Annotated in this window: 21 protein-coding genes; 9 read left to right on the forward strand and 12 right to left on the reverse strand. The window is 44.9% G+C overall.

From position 1 onward, the window contains the following. Positions 1-20: 20 nt before the first annotated feature. Both INP83_RS00090 and INP83_RS00095 read right to left on the reverse strand, forming a co-directional pair. Positions 21-1316: an alpha-L-fucosidase gene (locus INP83_RS00090; protein WP_219125818.1), complete on the reverse strand. Its 1296-nt coding sequence runs from the start codon at positions 1314-1316 to the stop codon at positions 21-23. Between the two features lie 3 nt (positions 1317-1319). Next, positions 1320-1649, reverse strand: a complete 330-nt coding sequence (locus INP83_RS00095; protein ID WP_219125819.1) for an L-rhamnose mutarotase — start codon at positions 1647-1649, stop codon at positions 1320-1322. A gap of 70 nt (positions 1650-1719) precedes the next feature. Here INP83_RS00095 and INP83_RS00100 point away from each other — a divergent pair, with 70 nt between their 5' ends. Together INP83_RS00100 and INP83_RS00105 are read left to right on the forward strand one after the other, a co-directional pair. Beyond that, complete coding sequence (locus INP83_RS00100; protein ID WP_219125820.1) at positions 1720-2256, forward strand: GNAT family N-acetyltransferase; 537 nt, start codon at positions 1720-1722, stop codon at positions 2254-2256. Between the two features lie 60 nt (positions 2257-2316). Then, positions 2317-4860 carry a phosphocholine-specific phospholipase C gene (locus tag INP83_RS00105; protein ID WP_219125821.1) on the forward strand — a complete coding sequence of 848 codons (2544 nt, stop codon included), beginning with the start codon at positions 2317-2319 and terminating at the stop codon, positions 4858-4860. 1 nt (position 4861) lies between these two features. Here INP83_RS00105 and INP83_RS00110 read toward each other — a convergent pair whose 3' ends face one another. Continuing rightward, complete coding sequence (locus tag INP83_RS00110) at positions 4862-6529, reverse strand: glycosyltransferase family 39 protein (protein WP_219125822.1); 1668 nt, start codon at positions 6527-6529, stop codon at positions 4862-4864. A 299-nt stretch (positions 6530-6828) separates the two neighbouring features. Between INP83_RS00110 and INP83_RS00115 the strand changes: the two genes are divergently transcribed. Further along, complete coding sequence (locus INP83_RS00115) at positions 6829-7725, forward strand: MBL fold metallo-hydrolase (RefSeq protein WP_219125823.1); 897 nt, start codon at positions 6829-6831, stop codon at positions 7723-7725. Positions 7726-7754: 29 nt separating this feature from the next. Beyond that, positions 7755-8489 carry an outer membrane lipoprotein-sorting protein gene (locus INP83_RS00120; RefSeq protein ID WP_219125824.1) on the forward strand — a complete coding sequence of 245 codons (735 nt, stop codon included), beginning with the start codon at positions 7755-7757 and terminating at the stop codon, positions 8487-8489. Positions 8490-8537: 48 nt separating this feature from the next. Here the strand turns inward: INP83_RS00120 and INP83_RS00125 are convergent, their stop codons facing one another. The 4 genes from INP83_RS00125 to serS form a co-directional block, all read right to left on the reverse strand. Then, on the reverse strand, positions 8538-9023 hold the full coding sequence (locus tag INP83_RS00125; RefSeq protein ID WP_219125825.1) for a hypothetical protein: 486 nt from the start codon (positions 9021-9023) through the stop codon (positions 8538-8540). 24 nt (positions 9024-9047) lie between these two features. Beyond that, the gene (locus tag INP83_RS00130) at positions 9048-10943 is read right to left on the reverse strand and encodes a DUF3857 domain-containing protein (protein ID WP_219125826.1); all 1896 of its coding nucleotides are present in this window, start codon (positions 10941-10943) and stop codon (positions 9048-9050) included. A gap of 542 nt (positions 10944-11485) precedes the next feature. Then, positions 11486-12568 (reverse strand): DUF3810 domain-containing protein, encoded by a 1083-nt coding sequence (locus INP83_RS00135; RefSeq protein WP_219125827.1) that lies wholly within the window; start codon positions 12566-12568, stop codon positions 11486-11488. Between the two features lie 90 nt (positions 12569-12658). Further along, positions 12659-13930 carry a serine--tRNA ligase gene (serS, locus tag INP83_RS00140; RefSeq protein WP_219125828.1) on the reverse strand — a complete coding sequence of 424 codons (1272 nt, stop codon included), beginning with the start codon at positions 13928-13930 and terminating at the stop codon, positions 12659-12661. Positions 13931-14042: 112 nt separating this feature from the next. Between serS and rsmI the strand changes: the two genes are divergently transcribed. After that, complete coding sequence (gene rsmI / locus INP83_RS00145) at positions 14043-14774, forward strand: 16S rRNA (cytidine(1402)-2'-O)-methyltransferase (RefSeq protein WP_219125829.1); 732 nt, start codon at positions 14043-14045, stop codon at positions 14772-14774. A gap of 100 nt (positions 14775-14874) precedes the next feature. After that, a complete protein-coding gene (gene lnt, locus INP83_RS00150; RefSeq protein ID WP_219125830.1) occupies positions 14875-16503 on the forward strand; it encodes an apolipoprotein N-acyltransferase in 1629 nt (542 codons plus the stop codon). Between the two features lie 128 nt (positions 16504-16631). Here lnt and INP83_RS00155 read toward each other — a convergent pair whose 3' ends face one another. From INP83_RS00155 to INP83_RS00175, 5 genes are read right to left on the reverse strand one after another with little or no spacing between them, the layout of a single operon-like run. After that, entirely contained in the window at positions 16632-17498 is an 867-nt protein-coding gene (locus INP83_RS00155; RefSeq protein ID WP_219125831.1) for an N-acetylglucosamine kinase, read from the reverse strand. Further along, positions 17495-17875 carry a response regulator gene (locus tag INP83_RS00160; RefSeq protein WP_219125832.1) on the reverse strand — a complete coding sequence of 127 codons (381 nt, stop codon included), beginning with the start codon at positions 17873-17875 and terminating at the stop codon, positions 17495-17497. The genes INP83_RS00155 and INP83_RS00160 overlap by 4 nt, the downstream gene beginning before the upstream one ends. Before the next feature lie 27 nt (positions 17876-17902). Next, positions 17903-19234 carry a TolC family protein gene (locus INP83_RS00165; RefSeq protein WP_255563209.1) on the reverse strand — a complete coding sequence of 444 codons (1332 nt, stop codon included), beginning with the start codon at positions 19232-19234 and terminating at the stop codon, positions 17903-17905. A 5-nt stretch (positions 19235-19239) separates the two neighbouring features. After that, positions 19240-22359 carry an efflux RND transporter permease subunit gene (locus INP83_RS00170; protein WP_219125833.1) on the reverse strand — a complete coding sequence of 1040 codons (3120 nt, stop codon included), beginning with the start codon at positions 22357-22359 and terminating at the stop codon, positions 19240-19242. Between the two features lie 8 nt (positions 22360-22367). Then, a complete protein-coding gene (locus INP83_RS00175) occupies positions 22368-23441 on the reverse strand; it encodes an efflux RND transporter periplasmic adaptor subunit (RefSeq protein ID WP_146272451.1) in 1074 nt (357 codons plus the stop codon). 238 nt (positions 23442-23679) lie between these two features. Between INP83_RS00175 and INP83_RS00180 the strand changes: the two genes are divergently transcribed. The 3 genes from INP83_RS00180 to INP83_RS00190 all read left to right on the forward strand — a co-directional run bounded on the left by INP83_RS00180 (position 23680) and on the right by INP83_RS00190 (position 26431). Further along, the gene (locus INP83_RS00180; protein ID WP_255563210.1) at positions 23680-25422 is read left to right on the forward strand and encodes a M61 family metallopeptidase; all 1743 of its coding nucleotides are present in this window, start codon (positions 23680-23682) and stop codon (positions 25420-25422) included. Positions 25423-25555: 133 nt separating this feature from the next. Then, positions 25556-25711, forward strand: a complete 156-nt coding sequence (locus INP83_RS00185) for a lmo0937 family membrane protein (protein ID WP_146272447.1) — start codon at positions 25556-25558, stop codon at positions 25709-25711. A gap of 27 nt (positions 25712-25738) precedes the next feature. Continuing rightward, positions 25739-26431 carry a PAS domain S-box protein gene (locus tag INP83_RS00190; protein WP_146272446.1) on the forward strand — a complete coding sequence of 231 codons (693 nt, stop codon included), beginning with the start codon at positions 25739-25741 and terminating at the stop codon, positions 26429-26431. Positions 26432-26470 lie beyond the last annotated feature (39 nt).

The following is a 26470-nucleotide window of genomic DNA, read 5'->3' on the forward strand; positions in this document are numbered from 1 at the left end:
CAATGAAGCACTACTTAACGTTACTGCACGGTCAATTTCATCACCGTATCAGCATCATCCCAGGCAACGCCATCGGTGTAAATAAAAATTCCCTCCTGTTGCTGCTTAAATTTTAACGACGATCCGTTACCAAGCAAGGCAACTTTGCTTACCTTTTCTTTTACACCGGGAATAAATACATAAGCCTCGGCAGGCTTATCCATCACATGGGCGTAAATGGTTTTGCCCTTTGCCGTAACCACACCCCAGGGTTGGGGATCGATGTATGTGCCACGGGTGCCGTAAATGCTTTCGCCGTTTTTGTTTACCCACCGGCCTACGGCGGCAAGCGTATCGGTAAACTCGGGTTGTATCTTGCCGTTAGGCATAGGGCCTATATTCAGCAAAAAGTTAGCGTTGCGCCCTGCAGCCCCAACCAGGTACCTGATAAGCTGTTTAGTGGTTTTGTAATTATTGTCTTTAATATCAAAGCCCCAACTGCCATTAATGGTTTCGCAGGTTTCCAAGGGCAAATTACCAATGGTGGCATCGGCGCTAAATCCTGTGTGGTTTTGGCCTGGCAGGTCTTTTTCAAACATCTGAAAATCCTCACCGGGCTTAGGCGCCAGGTGGTGGTTATTGCCTATCATAATAGCCGGGTTAAGTTTATGTATCAAGGCGTAGATCTCGTCGTAATGCCAGTTCACTTTGCGGCGCTCCCAATCACCATCAAACCAAATGCCTTTAACGCCCGGATATTTAGTGATCAGTTCGGTTAGCTGGTCTTTCATGAATTTTATATAGCTATCCCAATCGCCTTTTACAGGTTTGCCGTCAACTATTTCGCTTCCAAAAGCATAATCGGGTCTGCCCCAGTCAAGCAGCGAATAATAAAAGTGCAGCTCAATACCTTCTTTCTGGCATTCCTTTGCAAGCTCCATCAACGGGTCCTTGTGGTAAGGCGTGGCATCAACAATGTTGTATTTAGAGAATTTTGTGCCGAACATGCTAAAGCCATCGTGGTGGCGCGAGGTGATGGTGATATATTTCATACCTGCCTTTTTAGCAACCTGCACCCATTCTTTGGCATTAAACTCCTGCGGGTTAAAAAAATCGGCCAGGCGTTTATAGTTATTATACGGGATCTTGCGGTTGTGCATAACCCACTCACCATCGCCCAGGATGCTGTATATTCCCCAATGGATAAACATCCCAAACTTCATATCCTGAAATTTTTGACGCTGCGCCAGGTTTTCTTTAGCAGGCACGTATCCGGCCTGGGCGAAGGTTGCCAGCATGCACACAACGCCAATTGCGGTTAGTAAAAGCTTTCTCATAATTTATAGTTGAAAAATTTTATCCATCAGCATCCATTTAGCCCCATCGGGTGCGCCGGGCAAGGCCTGCTGGTACTTCCACATCAAAGTTTCCCACTCCTGCACTTTGGCATTGGCAGCATCGGCGGCAGCTTTGGCATCAAAACTAAAATCATCAGTTACTTCCATTATCATGGTTAACCTGTTGCCATACCGGTAAATTTCCATATTAGTGATCCCGGCAGTTATGATGCTTTCGCGGATCTCCGGCCATATCGCTTTGTGATATTCTTCATACTCGGCTATCAGTTCCGGATCATGTTTAAGATCAAGTGCAAGGCAGTAACGTTTCATAGGCGGTTTTTGAGATTGGTTTTACAAGTAAGTAAATGTTTGCTGTAAAAGCAATTTGAGTTTCAAAATAATGAAGTCTTGCGAATTTATTGTTTTCCCTATATTGGTTTCGATGATAATTACTGCAAATCTTACTTTACGCCGATTCGGGCCGGGAGACGCACCCTTTGTTTTTGAACTACTGAATACGCCCACCTGGATACAATTCATTGGCGACCGCAATATTCACACCTTACAGGACGCAGAGAATTACATTACCATGTTGCACAATAATTTCTATAAGAAATATAATTATGGTCCAATGCTGGTAGCTTTAAAGGAGGATGAAACGCCGGTTGGTTTATGCGGCTTATTCAAACGCGCGTATCTTGATCACCCGGATATTGGTTTCGCATTTATGCCGCAATATGCAGGCAAAGGTTTAGGCTACGAAAGCTGTATGGCTGTTATTGTTAATTATCCATTTGACGTATTGTATGCCACTACAACTGACGAAAATATTCGCTCGCAAAAACTGATAGAGCGCTGCGGATTACACTACGAAAAAGATATTAAAACGCCGGAAGGCAAAAAGCTGAGGTTGTATAAAAAGGAATTTATAAAATGATAACACAACCATAAATAGTATAACACATTCGTTTAATAAGGGATTTCTATCTTAGCAGCCATGTCAGATACCCGCAGAGATTTTCTTAAAAAGGCAGCACTGCTTGCAGGTGCAGCCGGCCTCAGCAACGTTTTACCGGCCTCTATTCAAAAAGCATTAGCCATTAACCCTGCGCCGGGCAGCACCTGGATGGATGCAGAACATGTAGTGATATTGATGCAGGAGAACCGGTCGTTCGATCATTGCTTTGGTTCCCTGCGCGGCGTACGTGGTTTTAACGACCCGAGGGTTATCGACCTGCCAAATAAAAACCCGGTTTGGTTGCAAAGCAACGCGAAAGGCGAAACCTTTGCCCCTTTCAGGTTAGATATCAAAGATACTAAAGCTACCTGGATGAACTCGTTACCGCACAGCTGGAGCAACCAGGTAAATGCGCGTAATGATGGCAAGTTTGACAAGTGGCTCATCGAAAAACAATCTGGCAATCCGGAGTACAAGGATATGCCGCTTACACTTGGTTTTCATACCCGTGAGGACCTGCCATTTAACTATGCCCTTGCAGATGCCTTTACCATATGCGACCAGCATTTTTGTTCATCGCTAACGGGCACCACACCAAACCGCAGCTTCCTGTGGACGGGCACTATCCGTGCCGATCAGAACGAAGGTTCACGCGCCAATGTATGGAATGAAGATTCGGACTTTGAAGCAGCTAACTGGACCACTTTCCCGGAAAGGCTGGAAGATGCAGGGGTATCGTGGAAATGCTATCAGAATGAATTATCCATAGGCGTTGGTTTTGAAGGAGAGGAAGATTCATGGCTGGGAAATTTCACAGACAATAACCTGGAGTTTTTTAAACAATACAATGTAAGGCTGCATAAAGAGCACATTGCCTACGTTAAGAAAAGGCAAACGGCACTGCCTCAAGAAATAAAGACCTTAGAAGAAAAGATAGCCACCCTGCCTGAAGGCGACACTTCAAAAAAAGCACTCACCAAACAATTGGCTGCACTTAAACGCGAGTGGAAAGATATTGAAGATCACAAGCAGATATTAGAACCCGGCGCTTTTGAGAAACTTAGCAAACGCGACCAAAACCTGCATATGCGTGCGTTTAGCACCAACCGGGTTGATCCTGACTATCACAAACTGACAACGCTTACTTACGATGATAATGGCACACAGCGCAAAATGCAGGTGCCAAAGGGAGACGTGCTGCATCAGTTCCGCCATGACGTTAACACCGGGCAATTACCCATGGTGTCATGGATAACCGCCCCCGAAAATTTCTCAGACCATCCCGGTGCGCCCTGGTACGGGGCATGGTACCTGTCAGAAGTATTGGATATTCTCACCAAAAACCCCGAGGTATGGAAGAAGACCATATTCATACTCACCTATGATGAAAACGATGGATACTTTGATCATGTCCCTCCCTTTACTGCACCACACTCCCACAAAGAAGGAACCGGCAAGGTATCAGATGGGATAGATACCCGGGTGGAATTTGTAACCCTTGAGCAGGAATTGGACAGAAACGGTTTTCCAAATAAATATAAACGCGAAAGCCCTATTGGTTTAGGCTACAGGGTGCCAATGATCATAGCCTCGCCGTGGAGCCGGGGCGGTTACGTAAACTCTGAGGTGTTTGACCACACATCAAACCTGCAGTTTTTAGAGAAATTTATTGCTCAAAAAACGGGTAAAAAAATAAAAGAGACCAACGTAAGCGAATGGCGGCGTACCGTTTGTGGCGACCTTACTTCGGCGTTCCGCCCTTACAATGGCGAAAAGATCGTTCAGCCCAGGTCTTTAAAAAAGGATGAATTTGTTGAAGGCATCCACAAAGCGCAGTTTAAGGCGCTGCCAACTTTCAGCTTGTTGAGCGATGCCGATATAAAAGCTGTAAAAGCAGATCCGCGTACTGCCCCGCACATGGCCAGACAGGAAAAAGGTACCAGGCCGTCATGTGCATTAACGTATGAGTTATACGCTGATGGCAGGTTAAACGAGGGTAAAACTGCATTTGAGATCAGCTTTAAAGCTGGTAAGAAAGCCTTTGGCGATGCTGCACTTGGCGCACCATTTAATGTTTACGCGCCGGGACTATATACAAGTTCAAACGACCCCGGTAAAAAAGAATCCGTACGTACCTGGAGCTACGCTGCAAAAGCAGGCGACACGCTGTCCGATCAATGGCCACTTACCGACTTTGAAAACAACCAGTACCACTTGCGCACATACGGCCCTAACGGCTTTTACCGTGAGTTTAAAGGCAGCGCTAAAGATCCCGGGCTTGTAACACATGTTGGCTACCAAAAAGATGGCAACGTGTTACTCACCTTCTCCCTGGCAGGCACCAAAACACCATTGACTGTAGAGGCGAGCGACAATGCATACAAAACTGGGAGCAAACAGTTAACTATTCAGCAGGAAAGCTTTGCACCGCAAACCATCAAGTTAGACCTAAGCAAGCAGCAGGGCTGGTATGATTTTACTATCCGTGTAAAAGGCTTTAATGATTTTGAAAAACGTTATGCAGGCCGGGTAGAAACCGGCAGGCCGGGCATCAGCGACCCTTACATGGGCGGCGAAGTGTAGTCTACTTAACAATAACCACTTCCATTGGGATAAGCAGTTCAGCACGGGTAGCATGATTGATAAACTTAGGCTTTAATCGGGATACCCAATAACGCTCAAAATTCGCCTGCTTCTCAATATGGTAGCCTTTTGACTGCAGCGATGCTACAACTGTAGCCGGGCCGTAGAACATGAATGGCGTTGCAGGCAGCTTACCGCTGCCGTCTTCATTTACGATGGTAAGCGGCTGTTCTATGTAGAATTCCATTGGATAATTGGCGTCTTCCCAGCTTTGTACTAACGGCAGTTTCTGCGTGTTATGTTCATTTATCCAAACGGCAGCCTCGCTCCCGGCCTGGTATTTAAGTAACGATGGATAAAAAGCCAGGTTAAGATACAGGTTCACTACAAAAGCTGCGATAAGCGTACGGAAAGCCGTTTGGCGGTAATCTGTTGCTGCGAACTTTGTCGGCAGGATGGCAAGCAGCGCCAGCCATACCACAAGTGTCACCGCATCGTCCCACTCAAATTCATCAGGCTTAAAATAATATTGCAAAGCGGCAATAGCCAGCAGCAATACCAGCACCAGGCCTGTTTGAACCGCGCGTATCGTTTTAATTGTCCGCTCGTTTTGCAGGCCAATAAAGTATTGTGCCGTAATAATGGCAAAGAATGGGAACACAATATTAAGGTAGTGCGGCAACTGAAATTTTGAGGCAGAGAACAATAAAAACGTAAGTAAGCTGCCACTAATACAAAGCCACTCGCGCTGCTGCACGTTTTTGATACCGGTTTTGACAAAATGCCAAATCGCCGCAAACAGAATTAGCGACCACGGCAAAAAAGCCCACAGCGTTGTATGGATAAAAAACGATGGATCACCCTTGCCTTTGATAGGCCCGGTGTTAAAGAAACGCCCAAACTGGCTGTCCCAGAAAAAGAATTGGATGCCGGAGACATGCGTACGGCCAAAAACAACCTTCTCGGGGTGGGCGTCAAATTGCTCATACAGGCAATAGATCTCCGGCAGGATAAATATGCCTATCAACACGGCAGCTAATAACCAACGCCAGTGAACTAATTGTTTCCATTGCCTGGTAATGGCCAGGTGCCCTACTATTGCGCCGCCTATGGGAACCAGTGCAAACATGCCCTTGGTCATGATGGCGCAGGCGGTAAAGATGGCGCCCCACATGAGCTGCCAGTAGTTACCGCGCAGGTAAGCCAGGTAAAAATGATAAACCGCCGCTATGATCAAACCGGTAAGGTATGGCTCGGCGCGTACATCGTTGTTTGATAGGATGATATGTTGCGAGGTGAGCAGTATGAGCACGCTCCAAAGCGCAACTTCCTTGTTGTATAGCAGTTTCGCCAGCAGGTAAGTATAATAACCCCCCATCAGCATAAACAGTATACCGGGCAATTTGTAGGCCCATGTACTGATGCCGAATATTTTGAACGATAATGCCGCTACCCAAAAAGGGAAATGCGGTTTATCCAGCCAATCGGCATTGTGGACAATGATGTTCACAAAATCATTACGCTGCGCCATGGTTTTGGCAATAACGGCGTAAAGGGTACCGTCGGGCGCCAAAATGGGAATGAACAAACCTGTGAAATTTAACAGAACAGCCAGCCCTATAAATAAATACAGCCATTGGGTTTTGTTATCGGTTTGCGGGGTGTTCATGCAGGGGGTAAAAGTAGTGAAGTAAAAAATAAAAACCACATAGCGGTCCCTTCATTCTACCAATCAAATTTTAACAGAAGACCGCATTAGCGATTGCAACGGATACCGGCATGCGCCTAATGCCTGTGGCCGTATGAGCGAAAAGCGCGGGCCGCGGGCAATGCCGCAATACTTGTGATAAACTATTATTCACCTGCTCATAACTAACCACTCACTATCCGCTATTCTAATCCAATCTTAATCCTTACATTTAATCAACTCAAAAAATATCGTTTACCTTTAACTAATTTATTATCAATATGCAACGCCGTAAATTCTTAATAAATACAGCTTTAACCGCAGGATCACTATCTCTATTGGGTAACAGAAGCCTGGCGGCTATGCTGGCTGCACCGGAGTATAAACTTACACCGCTGCGTAATAATGTGGGCATTTTTACGGAACAGGGTGGCACCATCATCTGGATGGTGAACAAAGAAGGCATCGTGTGTGTGGATGCCGAGTTTCCGGAACAGGCAGGTCATTTGATCGGCGAGCTCAAGAAAAAATCTTCGCAACCGTTTCAATGGCTCATTAACACCCACCATCACGGCGACCACACCAGCGGCAATATTGCCTTTAAAGGTTTGGTTAAAAATGTGGCAGCACATGCTAACTCGTTAACCAACCAAAAAGCAGCATCGCTAAAGCAGGGATCAGATGGTAAACAGCTTTATCCTGATACCACCTACACCAACAACTGGAAAATTAAAGTAGGCGACGAGCGCATTACTGCCCATTACTTTGGATCCGGCCACACCAACGGCGATAGTTTTATCCATTTTGAGAACGCCAACATTGTGCATTGCGGCGACCAGGTATTCAACCGCAAATATCCTTATGTGGATCGCTCGGCAGGTGCATCATGCAAAAACTGGCCGCTGGCTTTAGAGGCCGCACAAAAGCAGTTCAGTAAGGACACCATTTTTGTTTTCGGCCATGCTTTTGACCCGGATAAGGTGGTAGGTACGATGGCCGATCTTAAAGCCATGCAAAACTACATGGAGCGTTTGGTTGATTTTGTTGGCAGCGAAATAAAGGCAGGCAAAACTAAAGAACAGGTATTGGCTGCAAAAGCTATCCCCGGCGTAACCGATTGGCAGGGCGATGGCATAGAGCGTAGCTTAACCGCAGCATACGAAGAATTAACCGCTTAAATTGATCGATATACCCCTCAATATAAATAATGAAGCATTTAGTATCTATTATCACTTCCATCATTACGCTGCTATCGGTGTGGGGGTTTACCTCACCCAGGCAGCTTACTTCGGCGCAGGTGATCAAGAAGATGTATACACGTTATTACAACAAATGGCATACGTCATTAACGTTTACCCAAACCACCGGCCGCTACCGTAACGATACGCTGATCAAAACTGATACCTGGTATGAGCGTATTGTTTACCCGGATATGCTGCGGATAGATTTTGGCGGCGATAATAGTGGTAATGGCGTTATTTACCGGGGAGATTCATCATATGTATTCCGTAACAACAAGGTGGTACGGTCTGCAAAGGACGAGAACGAGCTGATATTCTTTTTAGGCGGTATGTATTTTAAGCCGATAGATAATGTTTTTGACCATTTTAAGGAGTTGCAGTTCGATCTGAACAAGTTTCATGAAACAAAATGGAACGGAAAAGAGGTTTACGTGATAGGTGCCGGCAAAGACGGCGAAAAGGTAAACCAGCTCTGGATAGATAAAGAGAAACTGGTTGCCGTGCGTTATTTCAAATATGAAGGCAACACAAAAACCGAAGCCACATTTGAGGAACACAAGATGGTTAATGGTAACTGGAGTGAAACGCTTTGCAAGTTTTATATCAATGATAAACTTTTACAAACCGAAGTTTATCATGATATAAAGGCCAACCAGGAAATTGACAGGAAAATATTTGACCCGGCTTTAATAGGTAAATAACAGTGTGTTAATTTAGTTTGAAGCCTTGCCATTTTTGGCAGGGCTTTTTTAGTAGCCTATAAATTCCTTCTGTTTTACCTCTACCGAGCCTTTGTTGTTATTGGTGCTAATGAGCATGGTAATGTTGTAGAACTCATTATCAAACTTATAAATGTTATTGTCGCGGTCCATCCCCTGGAACTTCATGATCAGCTTGGCACGTTTGGCCTGCGCAATAAGGTTGACAATATTCTCCGGGTCTTGTGTGGTATACAGAACCGTGCGCAGGATAGTACCGTTTGCCTGTATTTCGTTCACCCCTATGGTAATGCTCTGCGGAGCCACTTTTGCAGATTTAGAACGGAAATACTCAATTTTTTTTCCGTTTTCCTCTTTCATGTAATCCAGTTTAAATACCCCACCCAACGATAGGTATGTGTGGGCTTGCCCATCTGAAAGGTTGGTTAGATTGGTAAGATCAGAAAAGGAGATACTTTGCGCATTAAGGCGCATACCGGTAAAAATAATTACGATAGCTAAAACCAGCTTTTTCATTTCCTTTCTGTTAAAGCCCCTAATTTACGTCTTAGTAACTTTTTTAAGAACTATTTGTTCATTTAACAATTCAAACATTTTCTTGTAGAAGCTGTACAATGCCTCGTACTCATCATGCGAAAACTTTGTTTTGTTGAAATTGATAAGATAATGTACCGCTATATCCCCATTCATTTCTCCTATAAGCCGTTTAAAAATAATGCTGTTATCGGCCATTGCAAGTGTAAATTGTTTGGGTAACGCATCAATTTTAAACCCACCCGGTAACTTATAGTGGCCACTGATGTTATAGCGATTAAGGTATATAAAGTCAATATCAGATACTCTTACCTCGTTTAAAAACGGGTTAAGCGCTAACCCTGTAAATGAATTAGGGTTGAAATATATATAGTCGCCATCCGTTACTGCCGCTTCCACATCAAATTTAAATTCTTCTCTCAAGGGTAGTGTATCTACATCCATTCCGTACCTTTTATAATCTGTAATAGATAACTTTGTGTTACCCGCTTTTAGATCGTCCAGATATTCTTTTTCTCCACCCCGGTCATACTGCTCCATCTTATTAACCTTGCGATAAAATGAACTGCTCAATTGTGTTGTACCGATTAGTTTACCGTCATCCTTTATAGCAGCGTCAACAAAAGTCACTTCCAGCCATTGGTACTGATTTCTCAGTTTCACAATATCGTTAAAACCGTTTTTGGGGTTGATGGTAAGCATGTTCTGCTCCAGAAATTCTATCGGCGTAAAATTATACCTGTTGTATTTTTGCGACGCGTCCAGCGTTAAAAATTGGGTGCTGTCTAACGGCACTTGCACAAGGGTTTTTTCCAGCCTGTCGTAACCCGGGTCATCCAATCTTATCTCAGCAATTTCCCTGTCTCCCGCAATGGCGAGCGTTGGCGATAGGCCCCCTCCTTTTAACAAATGGTAAAGTATGAGATTGACCTCTGCCGAGTTGCCGGTTTTCTTTAACCAGGCCTTCTTAATACCCTCGTCTGTATACCAGCTTGTAGATTTATTCCATTTAATGGTGTTCTTAACCGTATTAAAAATGTATTCTATTTTAGCGATATCTGTTTTAAATTCATTGGCCCGTTTATATATTTCGGCTTCGCCCTCAAGCGGTACATCTAACTGCTTGCCAAAATCTTCATCGTTCATCATTGCTCTTACCACAGCGTTCCAGGTGTAAAATGCATTTGGCCTGCGAAACGCAATGTATTGCAGATTATCTTCTACCGAATGCATGTAGGGCTCCAAGGTGTAACTCGGTACATCTTTCATTGCCCAAACATGGCGCGGATACTTTTCTAAGTAAACAGTATCCAGGCTAAGCGGCCGGTTTATGTTTTTAAGCAAGCCTAATGCCCTTAAACTTTTAAACGCAGCATCGTACTCAGAATACTTTGTTGGAAGTTTGTTTTGGAACTTCCATACCGGATAATTGTGTTGGATGCTGCTTAGCCATTTGAATTTATACTCAATAACAGAGCCGGCTTTAACACCCGGAAAAACTAATACATATTGCCGAACTCCCTTTGATACTTTTTGCTGATAGATCTGCTTCCTATCAAGAACCGTTTTTTCAATTTTGCCATCTACCAGGTTATAGGTAGCGGCCTCAATATCTTTAACAATGCCTAAGGCTACATCAGTAAAGTAATTAAGTTTAATAGTAGCAGCAGATAGGCCGCGTTCGTTAAAGATCTTAATCCGCTGATGCCGCACCATCGTCACGCCCGTCCAATCGTTAGAAGTAACCTTGGCAACATCAAATAAAATTTCAGCATCGGCATTTTTTTCAAAACTGCAGCCGCTTAGTTGAAGGTCGGCAACATCAACTTCACCAAAAGGAGTGGTTTGTGCTTTACAGATGGTAACAAAGCAGAGCAATAATATAAAATACAGGGGTTTCAAAAGATAAAATTTAGTTCAACTAATCTAATTAATTTTCTTTAAGAAGATCAAATTGAAAATTTTGCTATATGCCTGTACTGGAAAAACGTCATTCTACTTAAAATCCTCACTCATAAGTGAGCATCTTTTTACTATGCCCTAAATTTATCGGAAGAAAAAATCCTGATCTAAATCTTTGATCTATTAAAACTTAAATGCTTTCAGTTCCTGCCTTAATTGATGTTTCTGTAACATTCTTGCAATAATATCCGTCATTCTCATAATATGCTTTTCGGCCTGCCGTTCATTGTGTAACTTTGACACTTATGATTTTGATAATATTAAGGTACAATATTTGTTAAAGCCATATCGCAATAACCTGATTATCAGCAGCCATTAAATGGCTCCGCTATAAAGAACTTGGGTAAACACATGTTATCTGAGGTTTAGTTGATCAACATTATTTGAGAGATGATGTTGCAGTGCGTTCCGGGGTGAGATACGGAACGCATTTTTTTTGCGCCTTTCTCACCTGATCAAACTAATCGCTAATCACAAATCAACTAATCTCTCTTATACTGCGCCATCAGCAATAACACCATGCGGTTATAGCGTGCCAAACCCTCGGGCTGGTTGTTCGCCTTCAAAAAATTGTCGTAAAAAACGCCACTTACGGCATTTATTTTAGTTTGGTAGGATAGCCAATATTCACGTTCGGCTTTAAAGTCGGCTTTAACCTGGGGCGATATTTTATCTTTTAGCTGCTTATAAATTGTGGTATCGGTATAGCGCATAGTACGCATAAATTCGCCAACGGCAAGGTTATATGCCGAATACCTGAGCAGCCTGTCTTTAGCGCCGACGGCAGCAAGATAGCCTACGAAATTAGCCTCATCCTCCGGCCCGTAACCCATCTGGTGCGACATCTCGTGGCAGGCAACAAACGGGCGGTTAAACACCGGCATTTCGTAGTTCATCTGCGCCTCACTGGTAAAGGGATTATAATAACCGGATGTGCCCAAATAATTCATAAAGCCGGTAAGCAGCGATGGCTTAACCCTCGGACTATAAGTTTCAAACTCATCCGAGGTTTTTGAAAGCGTAATGATCGCCTGCCTGGCCCTGTTGTAAATAGTATCATTTGGTAAATGCAGGTCGGCAGTGCTAACGCGGCTGCGTGCAATGTTAGCGCTATCAATAAGAATTGTTGTAACTCTTTGGAGTTCTGCGGTGGTGTAGGTGCTATCGCGCAGGTTTAATCGCTCAGCGGCGGATGGACGGAAATAATTCAATCCCCAAAACAGATAAAATATAAGAATGCCTGCCTGCACACCGACCACAACTTTAAGCGCAAGCAGCCCCGCCATTGCCCAGCGCCTTTTAAAGCAATGCTTAAAAAACCTGATAACGGCCCAGATCAGCACTACTACCACAGCGCCATAAACAATATCTCCAACACTAAACGGGAACAGGTTAAAAACAGGGTGCAGCACATGACAAATAAAACGGTAAGTGCTTTCTGAATAATACTTCTCTACAGCGGCAGGATGATCTGCAAAAAGGAAAAGCAGGTTGGTAAGCAGGAATAAAGCAATTACAGCTATCCCCCGTTTTATAAAAGCTTTTTTAATGTTAAGCACCCGCATTCAGGAAGTAAATATAAAATGTTTTTGGCCGCTGTGCGTAAACAAAAAAGTCCCGGCTTTTTGGCCGGGACTTAACATATCATTTACGAATCAATCAATCCATTCAAATTTGGTATAAGGCACAAGGGCTTCAGGTATTTTGATGCCTTTCTCTGTTTGATTATTCTCTAACAGAGTTGCCACAATGCGAGGCAATGCCAAAGCACTGCCATTAAGCGTATGTGCTAACTGCGTTTTACCTTCCGCGTTACGGAATCGCAGTTTTAAGCGGTTAGACTGGTAGGTCTCAAAATTTGATACCGATGATACCTCTAACCAGCGTTGCTGCGCAGCGCTCCAGGTCTCCATATCGTAAGTCAAGGCGCTTGTGAAACCCATATCGCCGCCGCAAAGGCGTAACACACGGTATGGCAAGCCAAGCTTTTGCAGCAAGCCTTGTACATGCAGGCTCATATCTTCCAACACCTCGTACGACTTATCCGGATGTACTATTTGTACAACTTCCACCTTATCAAATTGGTGCAGGCGGTTTAACCCGCGCACGTGTGCACCATAAGAACCTGCCTCACGACGGAAACATGGCGTGTGTCCACAGTTTTTAACCGGCAGTTCTTCGCCCTTTAAGATCACATCACGGTAAAGGTTGGTAATAGGTACTTCGGCCGTAGGAATCAAATAAAGCTCGTCCTCGTTCACGAAGTACATCTGTCCTTCTTTATCAGGTAGCTGACCTGTGCCAAAACCCGAAGCTTCGTTGACTACCAATGGCACACCAACTTCGCTATAACCTGCTTTCTCGGCTTCATCAATAAAGAAGTTGATCAGCGCACGTTGTAGTTTTGCACCTTTATTCTTATACACCGGGAAACCTGCTCCGGTTATTTTTACACCGAGTTCAAAGTCGATAAGGTTATATTTCGCAGCCAGTTCCCAGTGCGGTAAGGCATTGGCAGGCAGCTCGGGCTTGTTGCCGTTCTCTAAAACTACTTCATTATCATCAGCAGATACACCTTTAGGTACGGATGCATGCGGAAGGTTTGGCAAAAGAATCAATTTATCCTGTAATTCGGTCTCAAAGGCAGCTAACTGGTCGCCCAGTTGTTTGATCTCCTCTTTCCATTTACCGGTATTGGCTTTAACGGTTTCGGCTTCATCTTTTTTGCCGTTGCGCATCAGTTCGCCAATTTGTTTGGCTGCTGCGTTAGCCTGCGATGATACGTTGTCCGATTGATTTTGTGTTTGGCGGCGTTTTTCGTCCAAAGCAATTATCTCATCAACCAGCTCCGGCTGTTTAAAATTTTTAACAGCCAAACGTTCTAAAACTTTATCCCTGTTTTCGCGGATATAACTAACTTGCAGCATCTTTTTTAGATTAAAAGGCAAATATAAGAGTTTGCCGTTTGCAGCGGGCAGTTTGCTATTATTTTGTAACTGCTGCTGCAAACTGCAAACCGGAAATTGCAAACTGTAAAAAATGGACCAACCCAAAACAGGAAAACTTTACTTAGTGCCTACGCCAATAGGTAACCTGGAAGATATGACCTTCAGGGCTATACGGGTATTGAAAGAAGCCGATCTGATATTGGCCGAGGATACGCGTACTTCAGCACCGATGTTAAAGCATTTTGATATCCAGAACAAAGTATTTGCGCATCACCAGCATAACGAGCATCAAAGCAGTAATGAGATCATCAAGTTTTTGCTGATGGGGCAAAATATTGCGCTGATATCTGATGCGGGTACGCCGGCGATATCCGATCCCGGTTTTTTCCTGGTGCGCGAGGCTTTGAAGTTTGACATTGCTGTAGAATGCCTGCCGGGCGCAACAGCTTTTGTGCCCGCGTTGGTTAACTCAGGCTTCCCTACAGATAAGTTTTGTTTCGAGGGATTTTTGCCGCTGAAAAAAGGCCGCCAAACCCGCTACAAATTCCTGGCGCAGGAAGAGCGCACTATTATCCTATACGAGTCGCCGCACCGTTTATTGAAAACGCTTGAAGAAATGGCCACCTATTTTGGCCCGGACAGGCAGCTATCCGTTTCACGCGAGCTGACCAAGATGTTTGAAGAAACTGTGCGCGGCACGGTTGCAGAGGTAAAGCAGCATTTTGAAACACACCCCATTAAGGGCGAGTTTGTGATCTGCGTTGCCGGCGCTGAGGAAGTTGAGGGGAAGAAGAAAAAGAAGTACGGGAATGAGGAGGAATAAGCCTTACCCAACCCTCTCCAAAGGAGAGGGCTTAAAAAACAAATTGACAGAACATTAATTCTCAAGTCCTCTCCTTTGGAGAGGATTTAGGTGAGGCCCTATGAAAAAAAACATACTCTTATCCATATTCTCTGGATTGCTGCTTTGGGTGGCATGGCCGCCTACGCATTACACCACTATTTTGCTTTTCATAGGCTTTGTGCCTATGCTGGTGGCACTGGAGAACATCATCAAATCTGATGTTAAAAGCAAAGGGAAAAAGATCTTCCACATCGCTTTCCTGGGCTTCTTTGTGTGGAATGTGCTGTGTATTTACTGGGTTTATAATGCCTTAAAAATAATCGGGCCTTTTACAGCAATACCTATTACGTTAATACCTTACAGCCTTGGCCCGGTGTTAATGGCAACGGCTTGCTGGCTGTATTACCGGCTACGCCTTAAAGCTAACCGTACTATCAGCCTAATTGGTTTGGTTTGCTTCTGGATAGGTTACGAATACCTGCACCAAAGCTGGGACCTAAACTTCCCGTGGATGACGCTTGGCAACGGACTTGCTACCACCCATAAGTGGGCACAGTGGTATGAATATACCGGAGTGTACGGCGGTACCATCTGGATCTGGGCGATCAACATCCTGGTGTTCCTGATCTATATTGGCTTGCGGGAGTCGCAGGCTAAAACAATAAGGTTAAAACTGATCGTGTCTTTGGTATTGGTGTTTATTCTTCCGTTGAGTTTTTCGTTGTATACTTACTACCAATACCAAGAAGTACCAAATCCATCAAACATTGTTGTCGCTCAGCCCAATATTGATCCGTATGAAAAATATGGCACTACCACCAGCGCAGAGCAGATCAAGATTTTAACGCATGTATCAGATTCGGTAGCGCAAAAAAATACCGAATACTTCATTTGGCCCGAAACTGCCATAACGCAAGATATGGATGAGGACCGCATCCGTACAGAAAACTCTTATCTACAGGTTAAGCGTTTTTTAGAAAAATACAAAAACGGCAATGTGCTTACCGGAGGCGAAACCCATAAATTTTACCCTAAACGAGCTACTTTCACAGCAAGCCAAGTTGAACAAGACTTGTTTGTTGACAGTTTTAGCGCAGCCATCAATATTGAAAACTCTGATAAAGTTCAGTTTTACCACAAATCCCGATTGGTGCCTGGTGCGGAGTCTTTGCCTTTTGGTAATGCCTTGTCATTCATCAAACCAGTGTTTGAGCATTTGGGCGGCGCCACTGGCGCTTACGGTATGCAAAGCGAGCCAAGTGTGCTTTATTCGCAAAGCGGCATAGGTGCAACGCCTGTTATTTGTTATGAATCGTTATGGGGCGAGTGGGTGGCAAAGTCGGTTAAGCAGGGTTCACAATTTATTGCAATTATCACCAATGATGGCTGGTGGGGCAATACCTCGGGGAAAGACCAGCATCTGGATTATGCCAAACTGCGGGCTATTGAAAACCGCCGCTGGGTTTGCCAATCTGCAAACACCGGTATCTCGGCTTTTATCAATGGCCGTGGGGACATTGTACAGCAAAGCAAATGGTGGGTACGTACCGCGCTTAAGCAAGATATCAACCTTAATAATAGCTTAACATTTTATACAGAGCACGGCGATTACCTGCCTAAAACCGGAAGCGCGTTAGCTGTATTGGGGATGTTATTTTTGCTTTTTAAGAATTTAAACGGGCGCCGCATGAGAAACATCAAAGCATAGGGATCGTGCGATTCCCTCCCTTTGGAGGGTGCATGGAAGGGTTTTAGTCGCTTTGTTAAACCCCTCCCTGCCAATACACCCATTACCATCACACCCCTTCCCGAGGAGGGAATGAGTTATTGAACAATTTAAAGTTGATTCGCAGCATCCCTTTTAAGGATAAACTCCTGCAGGTCGTTTATTGGCTGGCGGATGATCTTGCCTACATGCACACCATTTTCCCGGCAGATATTTTTGAGCTCATCGGCAAAAACATAGGCTATTGAGCCTACAAAATGGCATTTGAATCTATCGTATTGCGGGTACGATTGTTTGATATTGGTATCCACAAACTCCTGCAAGCCGGCGCGCAAGATATTTTGGCCGTAATCCGTTGAACGTATCTCGCTTAAAAATTTTGAGAAAGCAGCCAGGTAGGCATTGCCCCTTGGCTTACGGTAAACATTCTCAATAACGGCTTCCTTGGTTGGGTTAAAGGCTTTGCCAAAATTTACGGCAATATCAGCCGGCATAAGCTCATACAGGTAATCGGTAAGCAGGGCTTTACCAAACCAGGTGCCGCTGCCTTCGTCGCCCAACACATAACCCAGGCCATGTTGCCCGTCATGTATGTCCTCTCCATCAAAAAAAGAAATATTTGAGCCGGTGCCCAGCACACAGCAAAAACCTTTTTCGTGGCCGCAGGTGGCGTAAGCAGAGGCAAGCAGGTCGCTGTCTACACTCACATACGCTTCGGGGAAAAGTGTACTGATGGCGTTTGTGACTATCTCATGCCTGTCCGGACTTGAGCAGCCTGCCCCAAAGAAATAGATCTCTGTTACATCACCGGCGTAAGCAACCATATCAGGCAGCTGTTCCTGGATGATCCTGGTGATCTCTTTTTCTGTTAAAAAGTATGGGTTTAAACCGGCACATTTAAATGCCTTGTTGCCATCGGCCGGTGTGGCCAGCAGCCAGTCTGTTTTTGAAGATCCGCTATCTGCTACTAAAATCATGTACTAAGTTCTTCCAGCGCCTCGTGTGTTAAAGGTTTATGAACATACTGGGTAACATATCTATTGCTCAGTGAGTTGTTCATATCGGTTGGATCAAGCGATGATGAGAGCATAAATATTTTAGTATGTTCTTTATCAATAGCCAGTTGTTCGTAAGCTTTTAGAAACTCAAAACCGCTCATCTGCGGCATACGGATATCTAAAAATATCACATCAGGCTTTACAGTACCATCGGCAAGCACGCTTAATGCCTCGGGGGCAGATTGTATTACAATTATATTCTCGGCAAAATGGCCACTCTCCAAAATTTTTCGCGTAACAAAGTTATCGATGTAGTTATCATCAATAAGCAAACAGGTATGGTATTGAGATGGCATTTTTCAAAAATATACATTTTCGATAAATTACCTAATATTAATACTGTTAGTTATCTGCTGTAGAGTAACCTCGGCCATTTTAGATTGGTACAGGGCATTTGAGTAAACAGACTGTGCATTTAGATAGTTACGTTGCGCTTCTCTTATCTCCAACGGAGTAATGTTACCCAGGCGATATTTCTCCAGGGATATCTCCAGGTTTTTTTTAGTAAGATCAACGTTTGATTGGCTTAGTTTAATAAGGTCCAATCCCGATACGTAGGCAATAAAAAAATTGCTGATCTGTGCCTCTATATCCTGCTGCGTTTTTTTCTGACTGATCTCTGCATTATCTATCTGTAGCTTGGCATTACGCTCGCGTCGCCACTGGTTAAAGCCGTCAAATATATTGATGGATGCAGTAAGTCCATAAGCTAAACCGTGCGCATTCTGGCTTAAGGTAAAGCCGGCTGGGGTACGACTATTTGTAAACGTATAGCCTGAGGTAACACCTACCACAGGATACCTGGTTGAGCGAACCTGTCTCAGGTTGATCTCGGCAAGGCGCTTGTTTATCTTTGATGCCAGTATGGCCGGGTTCTGGTTCTGCGCCTTCGCGATCACATCACCCAGCACCAACTGATTGCTTACCGTTAAAGTGCTATCAACTGTAAAATCGGTTTGCAGGTTGCGCACCAGCAATTGGTTCAATTGCACCTGCGTGGTTTTATAGGTTTGTATCTGCGAAAGCAGCGTAGCGGTATCGGTGTTAAGCGCTATTTGGGCAGTATAAACATCAAGCCGCGATATACGGCCAACTGCAAACTTATCATTGGCATACCTCAACTGCGTACGCGAGATAGCAATTGCCCCTTTTAAAGCCTGTATCTGCACGTTCTGCGCTACCAGGTTATAGTATGTGGTTATAACGTTTGCAACCGTTGTTTGTATGGTATCCTGCAAACGTATGGCACCAAGCTTATCCATCTGCTTAAGCATGTCGTAATTAGCAAACATGTTAAAACCATCAAAAATGGTCCAGTTAAGGTTTACGCCGTAGCTGTTATTGCTGTTGTTAGCCCTTAGGTTATTAACCGTTCTATCGTTACGGGTTTGCTGTATTTGCTGCCTGCTTGCATTTAAGGCTGCATCGCCGGTTACAACCGGTAAAAAACCGGCATTACCTAAGGTAACATTGTTGCCGGCGATAGTTGAATTATTCTGCGACAATTTAATGTTATAGTTATTCTTGAGGGCAACCTCAATGGCATCCCTCAAAGATAAATGCGGGGCAGCAGGATTGGTAGCCGTTTGAGCACGCAGGCCGGTTGCCAAAGCAATAAGGCAAACCAAAAAGCAAAGTGTTTTTTTGATCATCATATTGCTTAAAGTTTATCTATCAATAAAGGTGCTTTTGGTTCAGTTTCATCCACTGGTTCGGCATCAGGGTCGCGGCGGGTTTTTGATGCAAATACCATGTACATGGTTGGGATAACGTAAAGCGTTAACACCAGGGAGAACAACATACCGCCAATAATTACAATACCTAATGATGTACGGCTTTTTGCACCGGCACCCAAAGCCAGCGCAATTGGTACCGAACCTAAAACCACCGCCAAACTGGTCATCAAAATTGGGCGAAGGCGCGATGTTGCGGCTTCAACCACAGCCTCATATTTACTTAAGCCGTGCTCCATGCGCTGGTTGGCAAATTCAACAATCAAAATACCGTTTTTGGTAACCAAGCCAACCAGGGTAATGATACCTATCTGGCTAAAGATATTAAACGTTTGATCAAAAAGCCAAAGCGATATAAAGGCACCTGCAATGGCCAGCGGCACTGTAAGCATCACGATGAATGGATCCATAAAGCTTTCAAACTGTGCGGCTAATACCAGGTAAATAAGTAACAACGCAAACCCGAATGCAAAGAGGATATTTGATGAACCTTCTGCATAGTCACGTGATGGGCCGGCAAGGTCGGTACTGAACGTCTCGTCCAGCAAACCTTTGGCAATGCGGTTCATTTCCTCAATACCATCACCAACGGTATGCCCCGGCGACAAACCCGCCTGCACTGTTGCTGATTTAAAGCGGTTAAAGTGGTAGATGGATGGCGGCGTGGCGCTTTCAGTCACCTTCACCACGTTATCCAACTGTACCAGGTCGCCCTTAGTGCTGCGTACGTAAACAGATTTCAGATCAAGCGGCTGGTCGCGGTTGGCGCGATCAACCTGTGCTATTACCTGGTACTGTTTACCGTTGATGAGGAAGTAATCTAAGCGGCCCGCACTATAATACAATTGCAGCGTTTGTGCAATGTCGGCAACCGATACGCCTAAGTCCCTTGCCCTGTCACGGTCGGTAGTTACACGCAGTTCCGGTTTGGTAAATTTCAAGTTTACATCCGTACCCTGGAATACCGGGCTTTTAGATACTTCGGCAAAAAACTCGGGCAGTACCTTCCGCAGTTTTTCAAAATCCTGGTTCTGGATAACAAATTGTACCGGCAGCGAGGTACGTGCACCGCTACCACCACCGCTTATAGTTTGCTCTTGCACCACTATCGCGCGTGCATCGGGCATGCGGGCAAGTTTCTTGTTCAGCCAGTCGGCCAGTTGTTGCTGGGTGCGCTCGCGCTGATCAGGCGGCACCAAACCTACCCTGCCAAAACCGGTGTTGGCCGAACCGCCACCAAATGATGGTGATACGATCTCGATATTCACATTCGCCTCGGGCATAGAATCGGTAACCAGGTTGGCAACCTTATCCATGTACTTGGTCATGTACTCGTAAGTTGCACCTTCTGATCCGGTAACGGAGTAACGAAGTAAGCTTCTATCATCAAGCGGGGCCAATTCAGACGGCGTTACCTTTACCAGAATACCGGTAACCAGTAAAGATGCACCCAATATCACGAATGATACCCACCTGCGTTTCATAAACTTCACCAATGATTCGGTGTAGCCGCTGGTCATCTTCTCGAAGAAAGGCTCGGTAGCGATATAGAATTTAGATTTCTTTTGATTTTTACGGATCAGCTTTACGTTAAGCATCGGCGTTAACGATAGTGACACAAAAGCTGAGATCAATACCGAACCGGCTACAACCACCGCAAACTCGCGGAACAGCCTGCCGGTAAAGCCCTGCAAAAACATAATGGGCAGGAACACCGCGGCCAGGGTTACCGATGTAGAAATAACCGCGAACAAGATCTCTGCCGAGCCTTCAAAAGCAGCCTTGCGGATATTCATCCCTTCTTCTACTTTTTTATAGATGTTTTCGGTTACCACAATACCATCATCCACCACTAAACCCGTTGCCAGTACAATTCCCAATAGCGTTAATATATTAATGGAGAACCCGCATACGTACATGATAAAGAATGCACCGATCAATGAAACCGGTATATCTATCAGCGGGCGAAATGCGATCAACCAATCGCGGAAGAACAGGTAAATGATGATCACTACCAGCACAAAGGATATGATAAGCGTTTCTTTTACCTCCTCGATAGAGTTATTGATAAACTTGGTATTATCCAATGCCACCTTAACGGTAATATCCGGCGGAAGGTCTTTTTCTATCTGTTTAAGGCGCACGTAAAAATCCTTGGCAATTTGCACGTAGTTGGCACCCGGCTGCGGCACCACGGCCAACCCCACCTGCGGTATGCCTGATTCCTTAAAGGCTGTTTCCTCGTTAGCTGAACCTAAAACAGCATAGCCGATATCTTTAAAGCGCACAACCCGGTTGCTATCTGCACGGATGATGAGGTTGTTAAAATCCTTTTCGTCCGTTAGTTTACCTAATGCGCGGATGGTTAGCTCGGTATTATTACCTTCAATTTTACCGGCCGGTAATTCTACGTTCTCTTTGCTTAGTGCTGCACCTATATCAGTTGCGGTTAAGCCCAATGCCGAAAGTTTATCAGGATCAACCCACAGGCGCATGGCGTATTGGCGCTGCCCCTGTATATTGATAGAGCTTACGCCCGGGATGGTTTGTAAACCTTCCTGCAATACGTTTTCCGCGTAATCATCTACCTGCATAATGTTGCGGGTATTACTGCTTACGGTAAGCGTTATGATTTGGTCGGCGTTGGCATCGGCTTTGGTGACTACCGGCGGAGCGTTAATGTCTTGAGGCAGCTGGCGCTGTGCCTGACCTACCTTGTCGCGAACGTCGTTGGCGGCGGTTTCCAGGTCGGCATCCAGGTTAAACTCAACAGTGATATTGCTTTGCCCTACCGAACTCGTCGAGGAGATGTTACGAATACCCGGCACACCATTGATCGCTTTCTCCAGTGGCTCGGTTATCTGCGATTCGATAACGTCCGCATTGGCACCGGAGTAGCTTGTAGATACAGAAATAATCGGCGGGTCCACAGAAGGGAAATCGCGCACGCCCAAAAACTTGTAGCCTATTACACCAAATACAACAATCACAACAGACATTACTGTTGCAAGTACGGGCCGTTTTATACTTATGGAAGATAAACTCATACCTGTGCCTATTTGATAACTTTAAGAACTTTTAATGGCGCCTTAGGGCGTATTTGTATCAGGCCCGATACCACCACGCTATCGCCTGATTTTAAGCCGTCAACGATCTGAATCTTGGTATCGGTACGCAGGTCGGTCTTTACATCTTTGGCAAGGGCTTTCCCATCGTGGTACACGTAAACCTTGCTGCTTTTCAAGTCGGGGATAACGGCCTCGGTAGGTACCATAATGGTTTTAGGTATCTGGTCGAGCGTTAAGTTTATCTTAGCAAATGCACCCGCGGTAAGCAGATTTTTGGCATTCGGCGCTTTGGCACGTACGGTAATGGTACGCGATACCGCATCCAGAGCAGGCTCAATAGCATAAACCGTTGCACCAAACACATCCTGCGAACTTTCGATAGTAAAGTTAACCTTGCTGCCAACTTTAATCAACGGAAGGTAACGCTCCGGAACAGAGAAGGTGACCTTCGCCGGGTCAATATTTACCAATGTAGCGATCGGTGTATTTGGAGAGAGGTAACCGCCCGGGCTAATACTCCTTAAACCGATAACACCGGAGAAAGGTGCACGTACCTCGGTACGACTAATTTGTGCGCGTATGTTGGCTACCTGCGCCTGGTAAGCTGCATACGATGACTTAGAGGTTTCGTATTCCTCTTTGCTTATCGCTTCTTTCTGTACCAATATCTCATTGCGGCGATTGATATCTTTAGCAAGTGCTAATTGTGCTTGCACCTGGGCTAACGAAGCCTGCAGGTCCTGGTTGTAAACTTTAACCAGCAACTGGCCTTTGCTTACGCGCTGGCCCTCTTTAAAGTAAATGCCGGTGACTGCGCCTGCGGTTTGACTAACCAGGTTAACCTTTTCGTTGGCATCAACAGTACCGGTAATATCTATCTGGTTTACTACGGTGGTATCATGCACGATCATCACGTTAACGGCCACAGGGCCGTTCTTTTTCTTTCCCTTGCCGGCGGTAGCGGTTTTAGTCTCTTTGGCATGCTTGCTAAAGAATTTATTATAAACCAGGAACGCCACCAGCAGCGCCAATACAATATAGATGATATAACGTGTTTTCATTTGTGCAGTACCGCTGCAATATTTAGTTTAATTGTTTGATCAAAGCCCGATACTCACAACTCAATTACCGGGCAGTTGTTTTGCAATATTAACCGGTTCATTCTCAATTTGGTTGCTTGTATCAACCATTTTACAACGTAACAGGTTTTTGACGGTTTATTAAAGAATATTATTTTTTTTACCTTGCAGCATGAAAAACTTGTACTCATCAGCAATTGCTTGCTTAATTACATTATTTATGACCTCTGCTTTTGCCGCTGTGCCCGCTCCTGTGAAAATATCTTACAACGTAACTTTCCCTGAAGCACAAGCCCATTACGCAGATATTGAGATGACGCTTACCGGCCTGGCACAGCCATCGCTTGAAGTGAAAATGCCGGTTTGGGCTCCAGGCTCGTATTTGGTACGCGAGTTTGCAAAAAACATCGAATCGCTTAGTGCTAACACCAAAGGCAAAGCCCTTGCAACTACCAAGATCAACAAGAACACCTGGAAGATAAATACCGCCGGCATCAGTTCGGTAACGGTTAAGTACAAGGTTTACGCTTTCGAGCTTTCGGTACGTACCAGTTTCATAGATGCATCGCACGCATTCCTCTCAACAACGGGTATCTTCCTTTACCCTAAAGGCATGGTGAGCAGCCCGTCAACCGTGCACATTAAACCTTATAAAGACTGGAACAAGGTATCAACCAGCTTAGAGCCTGTTAACGGCGATATATTTACCCGCACTGCACCTAATTACGATATCCTTTACGATTCGCCTCTTGAAATCGGTACCCAGGATGTTTTTGATTTTGATGTTGATGGCACACACTACGAAGTAGCCATGTACGGCGGCGGCAACTACGATAAAGAGCGCCTTAAGGTTGATATGGCTAAAGTAATACGCGCAGAAGTTGCCGTATTTGGCGAAAACCCTAACAAGCACTACACTTTTATAGTACATAATAAGCAGCGTAACGGTGGCGGTTTAGAACACTTAAGCTCTACCGTATTAGGTGCTTCACGCGATCAGTATGCCTCGCCGGGCGGCTACCGCGGTTTCCTGAGCCTAGTTGCGCATGAGCATTTTCACCTGTGGAATGTAAAACGCCTGCGTCCTATTGCCTTAGGTCCGTTTGATTATGATAACGAGAACTACACCACCAACCTTTGGATAGCTGAAGGCTTCACCGCGTACTATCAAAACCTGATATTGCGCCATGCCGATATTTCTACTCCGCAGGATTACCTGAACGACATGACCGGCGACATCAATACTGTTGAGAACCAGCCGGGCACGCGCGTACAGCCACTTGCCGAATCGAGCTTTGATGCCTGGATAAAAGGCTACCGCCCTAACGAGAACTCTTACAACACGGGCATCTCTTACTACGACAAAGGTGCAGTTGTAGGCATGCTGTTAGACTTGGAGATCATTAACGACAGCAACGGAAAGTACTCGCTTGATGATGTAATGAAGTACATGTACGATACTTACTACAAAGGCAAAAAACGTGGTTATACCGATGCCGAATTTAAAGCAGGCTTCGAAAAATTTGCAGGTAAAAAACTGGATGATTTTTATGCTAAATACATCAACGGTTTAGATGCCATCGATTACAACAAATACCTTAATTATGCCGGTTATAAGCTGGTAGATAACCTTGCCGATACGCAAGAACCATCATTAGGTGTGTTCACTAATTCGCGCAAGATCATTACTACCGTTCTGCGCGGCGGTGCGGGCTGGGTTGATGGCCTGAATGTTAATGATGAGATCACCGCTGTTGATGACACTCCTGTAACAGACATGGGCGCCATCCTTAAAGGTAAAAAAGTAGGCGATAAAGTAAATGTTACTGTTACCCGCGATGGCCAGCGCATAGTTATCCCGGTTACCTTGCAGCGCAATAATGCCTACAAGTACAGCATAACCGAAATTGAAAATGCAAGCCCTAAGCAATTAGCGGTACGCAAAAAATGGTTAAAACTGTAAGGTAGCATCATATACGCAAACAAAATTTTTAAGCCCTCACCCCTTATACGGAGAGGGCTTTTTATTTGACTATTACCCGTGGTAAAACATTTTAAAACCTTAATGCTTTAATAGGTAACGTAATTAATCACTTATGAACTCATTACTTTACACCATCGCTGTTATCCTGGTTATATGCTGGGCTATAGGTTTTTTCTTTACCGCCATCGGCAGCATTATACACTTATTGCTGGTTATTGCAATTATCATGATCGTATTAAAGGTGCTTCGCAAGCCTACTGCGGTATAAGCACTTAATTATTGTTATAGCAAGCCCATGAAGATCCCTTTAACTCCGCAACTGGTTGGCGACCTTATTGAAAAAGGTTATGTGTATATGCTGGCCAGCAATGAAGACCTGGCCAAAGGTGAAGGTGAAGGAATTATTACGCTTAAACCGGTACGCGAAAAACCTGAGCTGAACGCCTTACCTGATGGCTTTGAAACCTATTACCGCATAACGCGTGAACCAATACAGTTTGCGTGCGGCGTAGAGGGCATTAGCTTCGAGGTCGACTTCCATTCTTACAGCCCTGATGTTACCGGTGAAGATGTTTTTGAGGACAGTTACTTTAGGATGAGTGAAGACTTCTTTCACAAAGTGCTGGATAGCCTTGAAGATTATGCGGTAATTACCACAGATAAGAACGGCGACGTTAACAGCTGGAATAAAGGTGCAGAGAAACTAATGGGCTTCACCGAAAAAGAAATAATTGGCCATAGTGCCGATATATTTTTCACGCCCGAAGACCGCGCTCACAATGCACCGCGTAAAGAGATGGAATTTGCCATAAAGGATGGCCGCGCTATTGACGAGCGCTACCATATGCGCAAAGACCGTTCAAGGTTTTGGGGTACCGGCCTGATGTTCCCGCTGTATGATGACTATAATAATCACCGGGGTTTTACCAAAATTATGCGCAACCTGCGTGAGCAGCAGGAAGCCAAATCGCAGGGAGCACCCCAGTAAAAGAAAAGCCGGGCTGTGCTAACAGCTCCGGCCATCTAC

The organism is Mucilaginibacter sp. 21P (assembly GCF_019331605.1).
Lineage (GTDB): Bacteria > Bacteroidota > Bacteroidia > Sphingobacteriales > Sphingobacteriaceae > Mucilaginibacter > Mucilaginibacter achroorhodeus.

Bases quoted from the DNA above. Each gene is read 5' to 3' on its own strand.
- INP83_RS00090 (WP_219125818.1), bottom strand. From the start codon at position 1,316: ATGAGAAAGCTTTTACTAACCGCAATTGGCGTTGTGTGCATGCTGGCA.
- INP83_RS00095 (WP_219125819.1), bottom strand. From the start codon at position 1,649: ATGAAACGTTACTGCCTTGCACTTGATCTTAAACATGATCCGGAACTG.
- INP83_RS00100 (WP_219125820.1), top strand. From the start codon at position 1,720: ATGAAGTCTTGCGAATTTATTGTTTTCCCTATATTGGTTTCGATGATA.
- INP83_RS00105 (WP_219125821.1), top strand. From the start codon at position 2,317: ATGTCAGATACCCGCAGAGATTTTCTTAAAAAGGCAGCACTGCTTGCA.
- INP83_RS00110 (WP_219125822.1), bottom strand. From the start codon at position 6,529: ATGAACACCCCGCAAACCGATAACAAAACCCAATGGCTGTATTTATTT.
- INP83_RS00115 (WP_219125823.1), top strand. From the start codon at position 6,829: ATGCAACGCCGTAAATTCTTAATAAATACAGCTTTAACCGCAGGATCA.
- INP83_RS00120 (WP_219125824.1), top strand. From the start codon at position 7,755: ATGAAGCATTTAGTATCTATTATCACTTCCATCATTACGCTGCTATCG.
- INP83_RS00125 (WP_219125825.1), bottom strand. From the start codon at position 9,023: ATGAAAAAGCTGGTTTTAGCTATCGTAATTATTTTTACCGGTATGCGC.
- INP83_RS00135 (WP_219125827.1), bottom strand. From the start codon at position 12,568: ATGCGGGTGCTTAACATTAAAAAAGCTTTTATAAAACGGGGGATAGCT.
- serS (WP_219125828.1), bottom strand. From the start codon at position 13,930: ATGCTGCAAGTTAGTTATATCCGCGAAAACAGGGATAAAGTTTTAGAA.
- rsmI (WP_219125829.1), top strand. From the start codon at position 14,043: ATGGACCAACCCAAAACAGGAAAACTTTACTTAGTGCCTACGCCAATA.
- lnt (WP_219125830.1), top strand. From the start codon at position 14,875: ATGAAAAAAAACATACTCTTATCCATATTCTCTGGATTGCTGCTTTGG.
- INP83_RS00155 (WP_219125831.1), bottom strand. From the start codon at position 17,498: ATGATTTTAGTAGCAGATAGCGGATCTTCAAAAACAGACTGGCTGCTG.
- INP83_RS00160 (WP_219125832.1), bottom strand. From the start codon at position 17,875: ATGCCATCTCAATACCATACCTGTTTGCTTATTGATGATAACTACATC.
- INP83_RS00165 (WP_255563209.1), bottom strand. From the start codon at position 19,234: ATGATGATCAAAAAAACACTTTGCTTTTTGGTTTGCCTTATTGCTTTG.
- INP83_RS00170 (WP_219125833.1), bottom strand. From the start codon at position 22,359: ATGAGTTTATCTTCCATAAGTATAAAACGGCCCGTACTTGCAACAGTA.
- INP83_RS00175 (WP_146272451.1), bottom strand. From the start codon at position 23,441: ATGAAAACACGTTATATCATCTATATTGTATTGGCGCTGCTGGTGGCG.
- INP83_RS00180 (WP_255563210.1), top strand. From the start codon at position 23,680: ATGACCTCTGCTTTTGCCGCTGTGCCCGCTCCTGTGAAAATATCTTAC.
- INP83_RS00185 (WP_146272447.1), top strand. From the start codon at position 25,556: ATGAACTCATTACTTTACACCATCGCTGTTATCCTGGTTATATGCTGG.
- INP83_RS00190 (WP_146272446.1), top strand. From the start codon at position 25,739: ATGAAGATCCCTTTAACTCCGCAACTGGTTGGCGACCTTATTGAAAAA.